The sequence below is a fragment of the Pinisolibacter sp. DMC19 genome, assembly GCF_056313985.1.
The window spans coordinates 294,084-309,914 of record NZ_JBQUZF010000003.1 but is presented as its reverse complement, the minus strand read 5'-3'; the positions used below and the strand labels follow the sequence as shown (position 1 = coordinate 309,914).

Genomic DNA, 15,831 nt, shown 5'->3' with positions numbered 1-15,831 from the left:
CCGGCGGGTCGCCCCGCCGGCTCTTCTCGCATCTCGTGCAGACGATCGGCCTCAGCCCATCGACGGGCGCCAGCCGGTCAGGCGGGAGCGGACCTTCGCCACCTTGGAGAACTTCTTGACGACGCGCTCGCGCTTCAGCCGCGACAGGTGGTCGATGAAGACGACGCCATCGAGGTGATCGATCTCGTGCTGCAGGCAGGTGGCGAGCAGGCCTTCGGCCTCGATCTCCTGCGGCTTGCCGTCGCGATCGAGGAACTTCACCTTCACACGGGCCGGGCGCTCGACGTCGTCGTAGTGCTCGGGCACCGAGAGGCAGCCCTCCTGATAGGTGTTGGTCTCTTCCGAGGTCCAGACGATCTCGGGATTGATCACGAAGAGCGGCGCCCGCTCTTCGCCCTCGCGCGAGAGATCGATGGTGAGCATGCGCTTCGCCACGCCGACCTGGATCGCCGCCAACCCGATGCCGGGGGCGTCGTACATGGTCTCCAGCATGTCGTCGAGAATCCGGCGGATCTCGTCGTCGACGACCGCCACCGGCTCGGAAGCGAGCTTCAGGCGGGGATCGGGCAGGGTGATGATGTCGAGTATGGCCATGAGCCGTCAGATAGGCGAGGCCCGGCGCCCGGTCAATCGAGACGACGTCGAAAACGGTCGCCGAAAGGCGAAAAACCGGCCGGGCGCGGCAATTTTCCGCGCGTTCGACACCCCTCCCCCGCCTCGGGCCGGTTCGGCGGGACCGCATCCCCCTCGCTCGTGAGAACAAAACATGATCTCTTAAGAGAATCGTGCGAAGGTTCGCCCATGCAGGATCTGCCCCTCACCATCGCCGGCGTCGCCGTCGGCCTCCCCCACCTCCTCTTCGCCGCCGGCGGTTTCGGCCTCGGCCTCCTCGTCGCGGGCCTCGCCCGTGGGCGCGGTCGGGCCGAGCAGATCGCGGCGGAGACGCTCGCCGCCGATCAGGCGGGCGAGGTCGAACGCCGCCTCGCCGAGATCGGCCGGCTGCAGGCCGAGATGACCGGACGGATGAAGGCGATGGCGGAGGTCTTCGGCTCGCGTCAGGCCGATCTCGCCCGCGGCCTCTCCGAACGGCTCGACGGGCTCGGCGCCCGGCTCGGCACGACGCTCGGCGACACGACGCGGGCGACCGCCGAGAGCCTGTCGGCGCTCGCCGAACGGCTGGCGGTGATCGACCGGGCGCAGCAGGGGATCACCGCGCTGTCGAGCGGCGTCGGTCGGCTCGAGGCGATCCTCTCCAACAAGCAGGCGCGCGGCGCCTTCGGTCAGGGGCGGATGGAGGCGATCGTCGCCGACGCCCTGCCGATCGGCGCCTACGAGTTCCAGGCGACGCTCTCGACCGGCGTGCGGCCCGACTGCCTGATCCGCCTCGGCGGCGAGGCGCCGCCGCTGGCGGTCGACGCCAAGTTCCCGCTCGAGGGCTGGAGCGCGATGCGCGAGGCGGGGAGCAACGAGGCGCGCGATCGGGCGATGCAGCTCTTCCGCCGCGACGTCATCCGCCATGTCGCCGACATCCGCGAGAAGTATCTACTGCCGGGAGAGACCCACGACGTCGCCTTCCTCTTCGTGCCGTCGGAGGCGATCTTCGCCGATCTGCACGAGCATTTCTCGGAAGTGGTGCAGCGGGCACACCGGGCGCGCGTCGTCATCGTCTCGCCGTCGCTGCTGTTGCTCGCCATCCAGGTGGTGCAGTCGATCGGCCGCGACGAGGCGATCCGCTCGCAGGCCCATGCGATCCAGCGCGAGGTCGGCGCGCTCGGCGACGACGTCGGCCGGCTCGTCGAGCGGGTGGCGAAGCTCCAGGCGCATTTCGCCCAGACCACGCGGGATCTGGACCAGATCGCGATTTCGGCCGACAAGGTGGTGCGCCGCGCCGGACGGATCGAAGCGCTCGATCTTGAGGCCGACGCCCCTGCCCTCCCCCGCCTCGTCGGCGAATGACCCTGCCGGAGTTCCCATGTCGCTTCTCGTCGCCGTCGAGCATTGGACGCCCGATCCGTGGATCGAACGGTTCCGCCGCCTCGCCCCCGATCTGACGGTGGTCGACGCGCGCGAGGCCTACGACCCGGCGTCGATCCGCTTCGTCGCGGCATGGCGGCCGAAGCCGGGGCTCCTCGCGGCGCTGCCGAAGCTCGAGGCGGTGTTCAATCTGGGTGCCGGCGTCGATGCGCTCATGACCGACCCGACGCTGCCCGACGTGCCGATCGTCCGCATCGTCGATCCGGATCTCACCGCCCGCATGACCGAGTGGGTGGTGATGAACGTGTTGGCGCAGCACCGCCAGATGGACGGCCACCGCGCGGCGCAGGCCGAAGCACGCTGGCGCAACGTCCATCAGCCGGCGGCGCGCGCCGTGACGGTCGGCATCATGGGGCTCGGCGAACTCGGCCGCGACGCCGCCGAGGTGCTCGGTCGGCTCGGCTTCACGCTCGTCGGCTGGAGCCGGTCGAAGCGCGAGGTCCCGGGCATGGAGACCTACGCCGGCGACGCCGGGCTCGACGCCTTCCTCGGCCGCACCGACATTCTCGTCGTGCTCTTGCCGGCGACGCCGGAGACGCGCGGCATCCTCGCCCGCCCGCTCTTCGCCAAACTGCGCGGCGCCGAACACATCGGTGGGCCGGTGGTGATCAACGCCGGACGCGGATCGCTCCAGGTCGAAGCCGACATCCTCGCCGCCCTCGATGCCGGCGACTTGGCGGCCGCCGTGCTCGACGTCTTCGAGATCGAGCCGCTGCCCAAGACCTCGGCGCTGTGGGCGCATCCGCGCGTGACGATCACGCCGCACTGCGCCGCCGATTCCGACGCCGATGCGCTCGGAGAGCGCATCCTCGCCGGCGTCCGCACGCTGATGGCGGGCGGGCGGATCGATCCCGCCCACGTGGTCGACCGGACGCGGGGTTACTGAGGCAGGCGGACGCGTCGGACGGTCCGCAGCGGCGTGCCCGATGCCGCGATCCGGGCAAGCCCCTCGGCGAGGCCTTCGATCGTCACCGTCATCGTGTGGGCGGTCGCGTGCACGAAGCTCTCGGCGTCGCGCACGATGCCGACGTGCCCCGCCCAGAAGAGCAGGTCGCCGCGCCGCCAGCCGGCCGGATCGAGGCCGATCGCCTCACCGAGCGACATTTCCTGCAGGTCGGTGTCGCGCGCCGCGGGCACGCCGCAGGCGGCGAAGGCCGTCTGCACGAGGCCGGAACAGTCGATGCCGAGGCTCGAGCGGCCACCCCAGAGATAGGGGATGCCGAGGAAGCGCTCGGCGACGGCGACGGGATCGCTCTCGCGGGCATCGATCGGCACCAGATGGCTCGCGACGATCACCCCGCCCTCGGGGGTGAGGCAGAATCGCCGGCCGTTCGGCGCCTCGCGTTCGCCGATCACCCGGACGGGTGAACCGAAGGAGAGGCGCGCCGAGGGCGGATCCTTGATGCCGATGGTCGGGTAGACGAAGGTCGCCAGCGCCGCGACACGATGGGTCGCGGGCATCGCCTCGCCCTTGAGGATCGCGTGGCTCGGCATCCAGCCGACGTAGCCGTCGCGGGCGAACTGCACCCAGCTCCAGCCCTCGTCGTCCTCGTCGTAGACGCGCAACGTCTCGCCGTAGAGGCCTTCGGTGTCGAGACCGGCGTCGGGGCGGGGCAGACGGCGCAGCGGCGCCACCGCTTCGAGGATGCGGGCGGGCGTGCCCTCGACATAGCGCTCGGCCGGAACGATGCCCTTCAGATGGGCTGCGGCGAGGTCGGGGCGGGCGGGGGTCAGGCGCGGATCGAAGGCATCCATCGGTTGGTTTCCTTCAGAGATCGAGCAGCCGGTCGGCGCCGGCCTCGATCAACAGGCCGAGCAGGAAGTCGACCAGCGTGAAGGCGACCGCCGCGCCGGCCGGTCGTTCGCCGGCGATGACTGCGACGCGCCAGCTGCAGAAGAGCGAGAAGCCGAGGGCCCCGAGCGTCAGCGGCCCGAGAAGCCGCGTCGGCATCAGGCCGACGAGCCACAGCGCCACCACCAGGACGTAAGGCAGCGAGGCGGGAATGCCGACCCAGTTGCGCGCCACCATCCACGGTACGAAGACCCGGCCGACGCCGAGTATGTTGCCGAAGAGGGCGAGGAAGACCGGGAAGGCGATCCAACCCAGCACGTAGTTGACGACCCCGGCGATCATCACCGCGGCCGGCGACAGCGAACGGGCCGAACCGATCTCGGCGGCGAGCCGCAGGTCGGCGAAGATCGCCAGCGCCACCGCCGGGACGAGCCACGCCATCACCCGGAACGAGGCCCAGAAGCCGTCGAGGCTGGTGTCCATGCGCTCGAGCCCTCGCCGATCTCCGCCGAGAAGGCGCAGCGCGCCGGCGAGCGATGCGGCGAGCGTTCCGCTCATGGCGTCACCCCGAACCAGCGCTCGAGGAAGGCGACGTAGACTTGCGTCAGCACCTCGAGATCGGCGACCGGCACGCGCTCGTCGACCTGATGCATGGTCTGGCCGACGAGGCCGAACTCGACCACCGGGCACCAGTCCTTGATGAAGCGGGCATCCGACGTGCCGCCGTTGGTGGAGAGGCCCGGCCGGCGGCCGACGACGCTCTCGACGGCGTCGGCGAGCTTGCCGATCAGCGCCTCGTCGCGGGTGAGGAAACTGTCGGACGACGGGCTCTCGAGCACCAGCGTCCATTCGACGTCGTTGCCGGCGGCCCGCGCGAGGCGCCGACGCAGCTCGTCGTCGAGCGTGGCGCGCGACCACTGGTCGTTGAAACGGATGTTGAAGCGGGCGCGGGCCTCGCGCGGGATGACGTTCCACGACGGATTGCCGACGTCGAGCGACACGAGCTCGAGGTTCGACGGCTGGAAGCGGTCGTTGCCGGCGTCGAGCGGCTCGGCGACCAGCGCGCTCGCCAGCCGCATCGCCTTGGGGATCGGGTTGTCGGCGAGGTGGGGATAGGCGACGTGGCCCTGGCGTCCGGTGACCGTCACCGTGCCGGAGAGCGAGCCGCGGCGGCCGACCTTGATGGCGTCGCCGATCGCCTCCGGGTTGGTCGGCTCGCCGACGATCGCCGCGTCGAAGCGATGGCCGCGCTCGGCCGCCCAGGCGAGCAGCTTGACCGTGCCGTTGATCGAGGGGCCCTCCTCGTCGCCGGTGATCAGCAGCGAGACCGAGCCGGGCAGCGTCACGCCGCGCGCCGCGAGCCGGCCGAGGGCGGCGAGGAAACTCGCGATGCCGCCCTTCATGTCGACCGCGCCGCGGCCGAAGAGCACGCCGTCCTCGATCGTCCCCGCGAAGGGATCGTGCGTCCAGCGGCTGGCGTCGCCCGGCGGCACCACGTCGGTGTGGCCGGCGAAGACGAAGTGCGGACCGTCGCTGCCGAGCCGCGCGAAGAGGTTCTCGATGTCGGGCGTGCCGTCCTCGGTGAAGACCGGGCGGTCGACGGCGAAGCCGAGTTCGGCGGCGATCTTTCCGACGAGATCGATCGCGCCGCCCTCCGCGGGTGTCACGGACGGGCAGGCGAGAAGAGCGCGGGCGATGGCGACGGGATCGTCGAGGCGGGGAAGCGACATGGTCATGCTTCGCCGATTAGGACGCCCCGCCTCGCCGGTCAATCACCTTCTCCGCGACACGCACTCATCCGAGGCTGTGCGCGAGGAGCAGGTTGTGATTGCGGATCCAGCCGGGAATGAGAAATGCGTCCACGAGCACCCAGATCGCGAGCGGAATGATCAGGATCGCCCCGAGGCCGCCGGCCGGAAGAAGCACCAATCCGCCGACGAGCATGAGTATCTGAGCGACGCCACTGCCGGTGCGACCGCCGTAGAAGCGATGTGCGCCGAAGCCCCCCAGGAAGAACCACAGGAGATAAGCGACGACATTCGACTTCTTGTTGGCCTCGAACAGCATCATCGCCTTGGCATCGTTCGAGATCCCGGCGGGCCGGATACCATCTTGCTGAATTGTCATGAAATCCCCCGACACAGACATGAAAATGAAAATTGCAGCCAATGGGCCGAATCCGGGAGCGCCTGCAACCCCTCCGTTCAGCCAAATCCGTGGCGCCGAAAAATGCAACGAAAATTTGAAGATCCGAAACACTACACCGAAAAGCATCGAGGCCCGACGATGAGCGTCGGGCCTCGGTGAAACGATCCGGGTCGAATGGCCTGCCCGATCGGACGGGCCAGAGCCTGTCGCGATCAGTCGCGCAGCAGCTCGTTGATACCGGTCTTGGAGCGGGTCTGCGCGTCGACCGTCTTGACGATGACGGCGCAATAGGTCGACGGACCCCAGTTCTGGCCGGGCAGCGGCTTGCCGGGAATGCTGCCGGAGACGACGACCGAATAGGGCGGCACGTAGCCGACGTGGATCTCGCCGGTCATCCGGTTGATGACCTTGGTCGAGGCGCCGATGAAGACGCCCATCGAGATCACCGAACCCTGGCCGACGACGACGCCTTCCACCACTTCCGAGCGGGCGCCGATGAAGCAGTCGTCCTCGATGATGGTCGGGCCGGCCTGCAGCGGCTCCAGCACGCCGCCGATGCCGACGCCGCCGGAGAGGTGGACGTTCTTGCCGATCTGGGCGCAGGAGCCGACCGTCGCCCAGGTGTCGACCATGGTGCCGGTGTCGACGCGGGCGCCGAGGTTGACGAAGGAGGGCATCAGCACGACGTTCGGCGCGATGAAGGCCGAGCGGCGGACGACGCAGCCGGGAACGGCGCGGAAGCCCGCCTTGTCGAACTCGTGGGCGCCCCAGCCGTCGAACTTCGAGGGGACCTTGTCCCACCAGGTGGCCGAGCCGGGGCCGCCCTTGATCACGCTCATCGGGGTGAGGCGGAAGGACAGCAGCACCGCCTTCTTCAGCCACTGATGCACCACCCAGGCGTCGCCGACCTTCTCGGCGACGCGGACCTTGCCCTTGTCGAGCAGGTCGAGCGCGGTTTCCACCGCCTCGCGCACGGCGCCCTTGGTGGCGACGTCGATCTCGGCGCGCTTTTCGAAGGCGTCGTCGATGATCTTTTCGAGGGCGGCGAGGTCGGCGGTCTTGGCGGCCATCGGGCGGTTCCCTTCGGTTGGGTTCGAAACTCGGGCCGCGACCATAAAGCGACGAGACGGGGTGTCAATCGCAGGGCTGTCGCGCAAACCGGCTTTCCGGTCGCGGTTTCAGGCAGTGGGCGCGACGCGCTCGAGGAAGCGGGCGAGGTCGTCGGTCACCCACTGGACGTGGGGTGCGTCGCGGCCGTCGAACTCCCAGCTCTCGCGCACCACCGTCTCGATGCCCGAGGGCACCACCAGGACGGTCGCCATGCCCATGGCGTCGGGCACCTCGAGATTGCGCGACAGGTCCTCGAACATCGCCGCCCGCGTCGGATCGATGCGGGCCTCGCCGAAGAACTTCTCGTAGGTGGCGCGGTGGGGCTTCGGCAGCAGGTCGGCGGCGACGATGTCGAAGACGTCCTCGAAATGCTCGGTGATGCCGAGCCGATCGGCGACGGCGGCGGCATGGCGGCGGGTGCCGTTGGTCATGATGAAACGCCGGCCGGGAAGGGCCGCGATCGCGGCACCGAGGCGCGGATCGGGGGCGACCACCGAATGGTCGATGTCGTGGACGTATTCGAGGAAGCCGTCGGGCGAGATGCCGTGTTCGATCATCAGCCCGCGCAGAGTCGTGCCGTAGCGGCGGTAATAGTCCTTCTGCAGCCGATGCGCCTCGTCGGGCGTCGCGCCGATCAGCTTGACGACATAGTCGCGGATGCGCACGTCGACCTGGGCGAAGAGGTCGGTGGAGGCCGGATAGAGCGTGTTGTCGAGGTCGAAGACCCAGGTCTCGACAGCCGCGAAACGGGCGATCAGGGCGGCCTCGTCGAGGCCGCCGCCACGGGTGCGGTTGGGACCTGCGATCACGGCGTGATCAGCGTACCGGCGCCGTGCTCGGTGAAGAGCTCGAGCAAGACGGCGTGCGGCACCTTACCGTTGAGGATGACCGCCGCCTCGACGCCGCGATCGAGCGCCTCGAAACAGGTCTCGACCTTGGGGATCATGCCGCCGGTGATGACGCCGCGGTCGATCAGGCGCTGGGCGTCGGCGCGCGACAGTTCCTTGATCAGCTGCTTGTTCTCGTCGAGGACGCCGGGGACGTCGGTGAGGAAGAGGACGCGGGTCGCCTTCAGCGCGCCGGCGATGGCACCGGCGAAGGTGTCGGCGTTGACGTTGTAGGTCTCGCCGTCCTCGCCCGGGCAGACCGGGGCGAGGACCGGGATGATCTCGGACTTCTTCAGGACCTCGAGCACCTCGGTGCGCACTTCCTTCGGCTCGCCGACGAAGCCGAGGTCGACGACCTTCTCGATGTTGGAATCGGGATCGACCACCGTGCGCTTCAGACGGGTCACGGTGACCATGTTGCCGTCCTTGCCGGTCAGACCGATGGCGCGGCCGCCGGCCTCCTGGATGGTCTGGACGATCTCCTTGTTGATCGAGCCGGCCAGAACCATCTCGACGATTTCGACCGTCTTCTTGTCGGTGATGCGCATGCCGGCGGCGAACTCGGACTTGATGTCGAGCTTGGCGAGCATCGCGTTGATCTGCGGCCCACCGCCGTGGACCACCACCGGGTTGATGCCGGCGAGCTTGAGGAGCGTGATGTCCTCGGCGAAGGCCTTGCCGAGTGCCTCGTCGCCCATGGCGTGGCCGCCGAACTTCACGACGACGGTCTTGTCGTCGTAGCGCAGCATGTAGGGCAGCGCCTTCGACAGGATCTCGGCCTCGGCGATCATCTCGGCTTCGGGCTTCGGCGTGGTCGGCATGTCGGTCTCCGGAACGAATTCAGACGGCGAAGTAGGCGATTTCCGAGCGGAGCGTGTCGACGCCCCAGCCCTTGTCGGACGAGGTCACCAGGATGACCGGATGCGCGGCGGGGCGCTTGCGGATCGCCTCCGCAGTCGCCGCCACCATCGCCGCGACCGGCTTGCCGGTTTCCTCGCGGGCGATCTTGTCGGCCTTGGTGAGCACGATCTGATAGCTGACCGCGGCCTTGTCGAGAAGATCGAGCACGTCGGTGTCGACCTTCTTCAGCCCGTGGCGGCTGTCGATCAGCAGATAGACGCGGCGCAGGTTGGGCCGGCCGCGCAGGTAGTCGAAGACCAGCCGCGTCCAGTCGTCGACTTGGGACTTCGGCGCCTGGGCGAAGCCGTAGCCGGGCATGTCGACGATCGAAAGGCCGACGTCGACCGCCTCGCGCGGCGCGCCGGAGGTCAGGCGCTCGGTCTTCTTCGAGCGCTCGTTCAGCACGGCGGGCACGAAATAGTTCAGTTCCTGGGTGCGGCCCGGCGTGTTGGAGGTCCGCGCCAGACCCTGCTGTCCGAGGACCGCGTTGATCAGCGACGACTTGCCGACGTTGGAGCGGCCGGCGAAGGCCACCTCGGCACCGTCGTCGATCGGCGGCAGGCGGTCGAGGGCGACCGCGCCCATGGCGAAGGCCCAGGGACGGGCGAAGAGCAGGCGGGCCTTCTCGGCCGCCGCCTCGGCGCGGGGGTCGACGGGATCGTTGCCGACGTCGTTCATGCTGCATGTACCTCGGCTGCGGCCCGTTCGAGGGCATCGAGATCGGCGCCGCGGATGGCGTCGAGACGGGCGGAGATCACCTCGACCGGCCAGTCCCACCAGGCGACGGCCCGGAGGCGGGCGACGTCTTCGGGCGAGAAGCGCATGCGGATCGGTCGGGCGGGATTGCCGCCGACGATCGCGTAGGGGGGCACGTCGGCGGCGACGACGGCGCGGGCCGCCACGATGGCTCCGTCTCCGATTGTCACGCCCGGCATGATCATCGCCTCGGTTCCGATCCACACGTCGTTGCCGACGATCGTGTCGCCTCTGAGGCCGGCGCGAATCGTCTCGAAGTCGAAGCCCTTCTCCCAGCCGCATCCGAAGATGCCGAAAGGAAAGGTGGAGAGCCCGGTCATGGCGTGGTTGGCGCCGTTCATCATGAAGCGGACGCCGGACGCGATCGCCGTGAAGCGACCGATCACCAGCCGGTCGCCGAGGAAGTCGTAATGGTGAAGCACGCACTCGTCCAGAAAACGTTCCGGGGCGCGTGGATCGTCGTAGTAGGTGAAGTCGCCGATCTCGACGTTGGGTCGGTCGACCAGCGGCTTCAGGAAGACGACGCGCGGGTGCGCGGGCAGTGGATGGATCACGTTCGGGTCGGGATGGGGAAGCACGGGCATCGTCGGTCACCGATGAGAGGAGATGGGCGCGGGAGGCCGTGAGCCCCCGCGAAACACCGTTCCTTTCGTTCCGGCCTGAACTGCGACGTCACGCCGCCGTCCTTGCCGGTGCCTCATGCGACCATCGACGTCTTCCCCCGAACGGATCGCCTCACGCCTTGCCCGGCGCCTTGCGGAACATGCCCTTGACGTTGTCCCAGAGTTCCACCTTCACGCCGTTCTTGGTCATGATGTAGGACTGCTGGGCGATCGACAGGAGGTTGTTCCAGGTCCAGTAGATCACCAGGCCGGCCGGCATCGACGCGAGCATGAAGGTGAAGAGGACCGGCATCCAGTCGAACATCATCTTCTGCGTCGGATCCGGCGGCGGCGGATTGAGCTTCATCTGGACGAACATCGTGACGCCCATGATCAGCGGCCAGATGCCGACCATCAGCATGTGCGGCGGCGTGAAGGGGATCAGGCCGAACAGGTTGAAGATCGACGTCGGATCCGGCGCCGAGAGGTCGTGGATCCAGCCGTAGAACGGCGCCTGACGCATCTCGATGGTGATGAAGATCATCTTGTAGAGCGCGAAGAACACCGGGATCTGGATGACGATCGGCAGACAGCCGGCCAGCGGGTTGATCTTCTCGCGCTTGTAGAGCTCCATCAGCGCCTGCTGCTGGGCGGTGCGGTCGTCCTTGAAGCGCTCCTGCAGCTCCTTCATCTCGGGCTGCACCTTCTTCATCTTGCTCATCGAGTCGTAGGACTTGTTGGCGAGCGGGAAGAAGATGGCCTTGACGATCACCGTCACGATGAGGATGGCGATGCCGAAGTTGCCGACGAGGTGGTTCAGGAAGCTGATCAGGTGGAACAGCGGCTTGGTCAGGAAGTAGAACCAACCCCAGTCGATCAGACGGTCGAAGCGGGCGATGTCGAGCGCCTTGGCATAACCGTCGACCGCGCCGACTTCCTTGGCGCCGGCGAAGAAGTGCGTCGTCGTGGCGACCTCGGCACCGGCGGCGAGCGGCACACCGTCGGCCAGCATGAAGGTGCGATAGACCTCGGGCAGATTGCCGACCGCCGGCGACGCGGCGAAGCGCGGCTGCACCGAGACGGTCTTCTGCGGGATCAGCGCCGCGGCCCAGTACTTGTCGACGAAGCCGATCCAGCCGCCGGCGACGCGGGCGGGCTCGATCTTCTGCTTCTCCTTGAGGTCCTTGTAGGAGACTTCCTTCAGGCCCTCGTCGCCGAAGACGCCGATCGCGCCCTCGTGGAGGATGTAGTAGCCCGAGGTCGTCGGCGTGCCGAAGCGCGACAGTGCCGAATAGGGATAGAGCGTCGTGGCGCGGTCGCCGGTGTTCTTCGCCTTGTCGGTGACGGTGAACATGTAGCGGTCGTCGATCGCGATGGTGCGCTCGAAGGTGATGCCCTCGCCGTTGTCCCAGGTGAGGACCACCGGGGCCGACTGGGTCAGCTTGTCGTTGCCCACGACCGTCCACCGGGTCTCCGGACCCGGCACCTTGACCGGGGCGCCGGCATCGGCCAGCCAGCCGAAGTCGGCGAAATAGGCATGCTCGGCACCGGCCGGGTTGAGCAGCGCGATCTCGGCGCTCTTCGGGTCGATGGTCTCGCGGTACTTGCGGAACGAGACGTCGTCGATGCGGGCGCCGACCAGCGAGATCGAACCGTCGAGCGTGTCCGTCGTCACCTTGATGCGCGGCGTCTGGGCGAGCGCCTGGTCGCGGGTCAGCGCCGAGCCGACCACCGCGTTGCCGACGGCACCGGCGACGGCGGGCGCAGCCCCCGGTCCGACCGGGGTGGCGGCCGGCGCACCGGCGGGCGCGGCGGCGGTCGGGCCGGCGGCGGTCGGGTTCGCGGCCTGACGCGCGGCCTCGGCGACCTGCTGCTCGTGGCGCTGGGCCTCCATGCGCGGCGAGGCGACGAAATACTGCCAGCCGAGCAGGACCATGATCGAGAGCGCGATCGCGACGATGTAGTTCTTGTTGTCGGTCATCCGGCGGATCCAGGGGGTTCGTCGCCGCGAGGAAGTGCGGCGGGCGTTTCGGCCGAGGCGGCCGGCGCGGAGATCTCGGCGAGAGCCCTGCGGGCGAGGGCCTTGCGGCCTTGAGCGAAGGCGCCGACGAGGTCGGCGCGCAGCGTCGCGAAGGAGAGCTCGAGGCTCTCGCGGCGTCCGATCAGGACGTGGTCGTGGCCCGGCCGGGCCACGCGGTCGGCCTCGAGGCGCAGCGCCTCGCGCAGACGGCGGCGGACGCGATTGCGGACGACCGCGTTGCCCACCTTCTTGGTCACGGTGAAGCCGCAGCGCGGCTCCGCCTTCTCGTCTTCGACCGCGAGGGTCTGCAGAACGAAGCCGCGCCGAGCCGACCGCTGCCCCTTGGCGACGGCCAGAAACTCGGCGCGTTTCTTCAATCTGCGCATCGCGTCCCGGTCCTTCCGGCACCGAGCGCTCCGGCTCGAAGCGCTCAGGCTCGATGCCTCGCGCCGCGGCGGGCGGGCGCGGACGGTCCGCTCGGCCGGATCAGGCCGAGAGACGCTTGCGGCCGCGAGCGCGACGACGGTTGATCGCCAGACGGCCGCCGACGGTGGCCATGCGCGTACGGAAGCCGTGGCGGCGCTTACGCACGATCTTGGAGGGCTGATAGGTGCGCTTCATGGGTCGTCGCCGCCTCGAGAGCGGCCCCCTTCAACTACGAGTGGCCTCGCCCGCCCCGAGGGGCGAACACGATGGGTTTGGGAAGCCCTTCCGCCGTCCGATCCCGTGGGAAGCACGAAATCCGACTGCTACCGACGACGGTGACGCCGACGATGGACGCGCGCCCTTGCGCGGCCCGAAGGGACAGGTGTCCCGGTCGAGGGGGCTTATAGGTGGCGAAGGGCGATGCTGTCAACGCGGAGCGCGATCCGCGGCTGCGATTTCCTGCCTTTTCGCCGCCACGACGCGAGATTAGCATGTCCGTTCGCAAAGGACGGAGCGACCATGGCGCGCACCGGGGAAGACGACACCACGGAGGAGACGGCCACCGCGCGCCCGGCACGCGGGGGCATGCGGCTGACTTCGAAGCTGGTCGCCCTGACGCTGCTCTTCGTGGTGGTCGCCGAGATCCTGGTCTTCGTGCCGACCATCGCCCATTTCCGCATCAATCGCCTGCACGAGGCGATCCGGCGCGCCGATCTGGTGGTGCTGGCGCTGTCGGCCACCAGCGATCTCGACCGCGGCGTGCAGAACCGCCTGCTCACCGAGATGAATGCCTCGGTCATCTCCGTGCGCCAAGGCAACGTCCGCCGCCTCGTCGCCAACTCCGAAACGCCGCCGGCCCGCATCGACGCCGTCGTCGACCTCGACAAGCCCGACGTCCTGCAATGGTCCGCCGCGGCGATCAACATGTTGTTCGACGATCAGGAGGACACGTTGCGGGTGCTCGGCGTGCCGGGACCGAACGGCGAGGTGATCGACCTCGTGATGTCCTCGGCGCCGATCCGTGCCGCCACCCTGCGCTTCGCCACCAACGTGCTGTGGGTGTCGATCGGCCTGCTGGCGATCGTCTCCACCGTCGTGTTCTTCGTGCTGCGCCACATGTTCCTGCGCCCGCTCGGACGGATGACGCGGGCGATGGAGCGTTTCGCCGACGATCCCGAAGATCTCGACCGGATCATCCGCCCCGGCCTGCGCGACGACGAGATCGGCGACGCGGAACGCGGGCTCGCGGCGCTCCAGGCCCAGGTCGCCGGCTCGCTCGGGCAGAAGAAACACCTCGCCGACCTCGGCGTGGCTGTCTCCAAGATCAACCACGACCTGCGCAACATGCTGGCGGCGGCGCAGCTCGTCACCGACCGCCTGCTCGCCATCCCCGATTCCACCGTCCAGCGCTTCGTGCCCAAGCTGGTCGCCACCCTCGACCGCGCCATCGGCTACTCCAGCGCCGTTCTCGAATACGGCCGCACCGGCGAGGCGCCGCCGGCCCGGCGCCTGGTCTCGGTGCGCCGCCTCGCCGAGGACGTCGGCGAGATGCTGGGACTCTGCCGCGAGGGCGAGGAGTGCTGCGACGAATGCGGCATCCGCTATCTGATCGAGGTCGAGCGCGGGCTCGAGATCGACGCCGACCCCGACCAGATCTTCCGCGTCCTGCTCAATCTGGTGCGCAATGCCCGCCAGGCGCTCGAGGCCGACGACGACCCCACCGTCGTCCGTCGCATCGTCGTCTCCGGCCGGCGCGAGGGGACGGTGGTGACGCTCGCGGTCCGCGACACCGGGCCGGGCGTGCCGGCGCGGGCGCGCGAGAACCTCTTCCGTCCCTTCCAGGGCGGCGTGCGCAAGGGCGGCACCGGGCTCGGCCTCGCCATCTGCGCCGAACTGGTACGGGCCCACGGCGGCACCATCGAACTGGCGGCCGGCGGCGTCGGCGCGACCTTCGAGATCGCCATCGCCGATCGCGTGGTCGACCTCGCTCAAGTCGATCGCCGCCGCCGTTCGCCCTCGTGACATCGTCGAACTGCGGAACGAGCTACCGCTCGAGGTGCGCAAGTCACCTCGAGGGACGGCGAAAGGACGCGCTTCGAGCGGCGCTTACCCCTGTGCCGGCGCAATTTCGTGTGTTATCGAAATTCTTTCACATCACGCTTCAGAGACGTCATGGCCCGGCATCGAAGAGACGACGAAACGATTCTGCGCATCGCCCAGATGCGTTACGATCAGCGCCTTCCGCAGAACGAGATCGCCCGCGCTCTCGACATCTCCGAATCGACCGTCAGCCGCGCCTTGAAGGCGGCGATGGACCTGGGCTTCGTCGAGATCCAGATCTCGCCGACCGGCCTGCGCGACTTCTCCCTCGAGCGCCGCCTCACCGCCACCTACGGCATCGACCTCGCCGTCGTCGTCCAGCCGCGTTCCGGCGGCACCCAGACCGCCGACGTGCTCGGCCGCGCCGTCGCCCGCGTCATCGAGGAACGGGCCCAGGCGGGTGCGGTGATCGGCGTGTCGGACGGCGACACCGCCGCCGCGGTCGCCGCCGCCGTGCGCCGGGCGCGCTCGACCGACGTCGACGTGGTGTCGCTGATCGGCGGCGTCGGCGCGCCGCAGATCCCGTCGCATTCGAGCGAGGTCTGCCGCACGCTGGCCAACGGGCTCGGCGGTCGTGCCTGGCAGCTGCCGGTGCCGGCGATCGTCGACAGTGCGGAAGCCGCCTCTCACCTCAAGGCGACCTCGACGGTCGGTGCCGTCTTCGACCTGATGGGCCGGGCCAATCTGGCGCTGGTCGGCATCGGCGCGATCTCGCCCTTCGCCTCGGTGTTCCGCCACGGCGTCATCCCCGGTGAGAAGACCGAGGCGATCGCCGCCGCCGGCGCGGTCGGTACGATCTGCGGCTGGTTCTTCGGCCCGCGCGGCGAGCTGATCTCGACCGAGTTCGACGACCGCACCCTGTCGGTCGCCCCCCGCGTGCTCCAGCGCATCCCGCTGCGCCTCGGCGTCGCCATGCATGCCGTCAAGGCGCCGGCGATCCGCGCGGCGCTGGTCGGCGGCTGGGTCAACGCGATCGGCCTCGATTCGGAGACGGCGGAAGAGCTGCTGCGGATCCGCTGATCGAAGACATGGACGCGACGTGAAACGGGCGGCCTC

Annotated in this window: 17 protein-coding genes; 4 read left to right on the top strand and 13 right to left on the bottom strand. The window is 69.0% G+C overall.

Annotated elements, in window-relative coordinates:
* Positions 1–51 precede the first annotated feature (51 nt).
* Positions 52–594 (bottom strand): peptide deformylase, encoded by a 543-nt coding sequence (gene def, locus ACT53U_RS09565; protein WP_476154490.1) that lies wholly within the window; start codon positions 592–594, stop codon positions 52–54.
* A gap of 207 nt (positions 595–801) precedes the next feature.
* Between def and ACT53U_RS09560 the strand changes: the two genes are divergently transcribed.
* Positions 802–1,956, top strand: coding sequence for a DNA recombination protein RmuC (locus ACT53U_RS09560; protein WP_476154489.1), 1,155 nt, complete (start codon positions 802–804; stop codon positions 1,954–1,956).
* Positions 1,957–1,972: 16 nt separating this feature from the next.
* Positions 1,973–2,920 carry a 2-hydroxyacid dehydrogenase gene (locus ACT53U_RS09555; protein ID WP_476154487.1) on the top strand — a complete coding sequence of 316 codons (948 nt, stop codon included), beginning with the start codon at positions 1,973–1,975 and terminating at the stop codon, positions 2,918–2,920.
* Here ACT53U_RS09555 and ACT53U_RS09550 read toward each other — a convergent pair.
* The 12 genes from ACT53U_RS09550 to rpmH all read right to left on the bottom strand — a co-directional run bounded on the left by ACT53U_RS09550 (position 2,914) and on the right by rpmH (position 12,870).
* Positions 2,914–3,789, bottom strand: a complete 876-nt coding sequence (locus ACT53U_RS09550) for a C40 family peptidase (RefSeq protein WP_476154485.1) — start codon at positions 3,787–3,789, stop codon at positions 2,914–2,916. The two genes, ACT53U_RS09555 and ACT53U_RS09550, sit on opposite strands and share 7 nt — an antisense overlap.
* Before the next feature lie 13 nt (positions 3,790–3,802).
* Complete coding sequence (locus ACT53U_RS09545) at positions 3,803–4,384, bottom strand: hypothetical protein (protein WP_476154484.1); 582 nt, start codon at positions 4,382–4,384, stop codon at positions 3,803–3,805.
* Positions 4,381–5,556, bottom strand: coding sequence for a succinyl-diaminopimelate desuccinylase (gene dapE / locus ACT53U_RS09540; RefSeq protein ID WP_476154482.1), 1,176 nt, complete (start codon positions 5,554–5,556; stop codon positions 4,381–4,383). The genes ACT53U_RS09545 and dapE overlap by 4 nt, the downstream gene beginning before the upstream one ends.
* 64 nt (positions 5,557–5,620) lie before the next feature.
* Positions 5,621–5,953: a TM2 domain-containing protein gene (locus tag ACT53U_RS09535; protein ID WP_476154480.1), complete on the bottom strand. Its 333-nt coding sequence runs from the start codon at positions 5,951–5,953 to the stop codon at positions 5,621–5,623.
* Between the two features lie 233 nt (positions 5,954–6,186).
* Positions 6,187–7,044, bottom strand: a complete 858-nt coding sequence (dapD, locus tag ACT53U_RS09530) for a 2,3,4,5-tetrahydropyridine-2,6-dicarboxylate N-succinyltransferase (RefSeq protein ID WP_476154478.1) — start codon at positions 7,042–7,044, stop codon at positions 6,187–6,189.
* 108 nt (positions 7,045–7,152) lie between these two features.
* On the bottom strand, positions 7,153–7,890 hold the full coding sequence (locus ACT53U_RS09525; RefSeq protein ID WP_476155046.1) for a pyrimidine 5'-nucleotidase: 738 nt from the start codon (positions 7,888–7,890) through the stop codon (positions 7,153–7,155).
* The gene (argB, locus tag ACT53U_RS09520; RefSeq protein WP_476154476.1) at positions 7,890–8,792 is read right to left on the bottom strand and encodes an acetylglutamate kinase; all 903 of its coding nucleotides are present in this window, start codon (positions 8,790–8,792) and stop codon (positions 7,890–7,892) included. The genes ACT53U_RS09525 and argB overlap by 1 nt, the downstream gene beginning before the upstream one ends.
* A gap of 19 nt (positions 8,793–8,811) precedes the next feature.
* The gene (locus ACT53U_RS09515) at positions 8,812–9,549 is read right to left on the bottom strand and encodes a GTP-binding protein (protein WP_476154474.1); all 738 of its coding nucleotides are present in this window, start codon (positions 9,547–9,549) and stop codon (positions 8,812–8,814) included.
* Complete coding sequence (locus ACT53U_RS09510; RefSeq protein WP_476154472.1) at positions 9,546–10,211, bottom strand: CatB-related O-acetyltransferase; 666 nt, start codon at positions 10,209–10,211, stop codon at positions 9,546–9,548. Before ACT53U_RS09510 ends, ACT53U_RS09515 begins: the two co-directional genes overlap by 4 nt.
* Before the next feature lie 151 nt (positions 10,212–10,362).
* Positions 10,363–12,210, bottom strand: a complete 1,848-nt coding sequence (gene yidC / locus ACT53U_RS09505) for a membrane protein insertase YidC (protein WP_476154470.1) — start codon at positions 12,208–12,210, stop codon at positions 10,363–10,365.
* Positions 12,207–12,635, bottom strand: a complete 429-nt coding sequence (gene rnpA, locus ACT53U_RS09500) for a ribonuclease P protein component (protein WP_476154468.1) — start codon at positions 12,633–12,635, stop codon at positions 12,207–12,209. The genes yidC and rnpA overlap by 4 nt, the downstream gene beginning before the upstream one ends.
* Before the next feature lie 100 nt (positions 12,636–12,735).
* Positions 12,736–12,870: a 50S ribosomal protein L34 gene (gene rpmH, locus ACT53U_RS09495; RefSeq protein WP_476134760.1), complete on the bottom strand. Its 135-nt coding sequence runs from the start codon at positions 12,868–12,870 to the stop codon at positions 12,736–12,738.
* Between the two features lie 324 nt (positions 12,871–13,194).
* On the opposite strand from rpmH, the gene ACT53U_RS09490 reads away from it, so the two are divergent.
* Positions 13,195–14,697 (top strand): sensor histidine kinase, encoded by a 1,503-nt coding sequence (locus ACT53U_RS09490; RefSeq protein ID WP_476154466.1) that lies wholly within the window; start codon positions 13,195–13,197, stop codon positions 14,695–14,697.
* Positions 14,698–14,847: 150 nt separating this feature from the next.
* A complete protein-coding gene (locus ACT53U_RS09485) occupies positions 14,848–15,795 on the top strand; it encodes a sugar-binding transcriptional regulator (RefSeq protein ID WP_476154464.1) in 948 nt (315 codons plus the stop codon).
* Positions 15,796–15,831: the final 36 nt, after the last annotated feature.

Bases quoted from the DNA above. Each gene is read 5' to 3' on its own strand.
- def (WP_476154490.1), bottom strand. From the start codon at position 594: ATGGCCATACTCGACATCATCACCCTGCCCGATCCCCGCCTGAAGCTC.
- ACT53U_RS09560 (WP_476154489.1), top strand. From the start codon at position 802: ATGCAGGATCTGCCCCTCACCATCGCCGGCGTCGCCGTCGGCCTCCCC.
- ACT53U_RS09555 (WP_476154487.1), top strand. From the start codon at position 1,973: ATGTCGCTTCTCGTCGCCGTCGAGCATTGGACGCCCGATCCGTGGATC.
- ACT53U_RS09550 (WP_476154485.1), bottom strand. From the start codon at position 3,789: ATGGATGCCTTCGATCCGCGCCTGACCCCCGCCCGCCCCGACCTCGCC.
- ACT53U_RS09545 (WP_476154484.1), bottom strand. From the start codon at position 4,384: ATGAGCGGAACGCTCGCCGCATCGCTCGCCGGCGCGCTGCGCCTTCTC.
- dapE (WP_476154482.1), bottom strand. From the start codon at position 5,556: ATGTCGCTTCCCCGCCTCGACGATCCCGTCGCCATCGCCCGCGCTCTT.
- ACT53U_RS09535 (WP_476154480.1), bottom strand. From the start codon at position 5,953: ATGACAATTCAGCAAGATGGTATCCGGCCCGCCGGGATCTCGAACGAT.
- dapD (WP_476154478.1), bottom strand. From the start codon at position 7,044: ATGGCCGCCAAGACCGCCGACCTCGCCGCCCTCGAAAAGATCATCGAC.
- argB (WP_476154476.1), bottom strand. From the start codon at position 8,792: ATGCCGACCACGCCGAAGCCCGAAGCCGAGATGATCGCCGAGGCCGAG.
- ACT53U_RS09515 (WP_476154474.1), bottom strand. From the start codon at position 9,549: ATGAACGACGTCGGCAACGATCCCGTCGACCCCCGCGCCGAGGCGGCG.
- ACT53U_RS09510 (WP_476154472.1), bottom strand. From the start codon at position 10,211: ATGCCCGTGCTTCCCCATCCCGACCCGAACGTGATCCATCCACTGCCC.
- yidC (WP_476154470.1), bottom strand. From the start codon at position 12,210: ATGACCGACAACAAGAACTACATCGTCGCGATCGCGCTCTCGATCATG.
- rnpA (WP_476154468.1), bottom strand. From the start codon at position 12,635: ATGCGCAGATTGAAGAAACGCGCCGAGTTTCTGGCCGTCGCCAAGGGG.
- rpmH (WP_476134760.1), bottom strand. From the start codon at position 12,870: ATGAAGCGCACCTATCAGCCCTCCAAGATCGTGCGTAAGCGCCGCCAC.
- ACT53U_RS09490 (WP_476154466.1), top strand. From the start codon at position 13,195: ATGGCGCGCACCGGGGAAGACGACACCACGGAGGAGACGGCCACCGCG.
- ACT53U_RS09485 (WP_476154464.1), top strand. From the start codon at position 14,848: ATGGCCCGGCATCGAAGAGACGACGAAACGATTCTGCGCATCGCCCAG.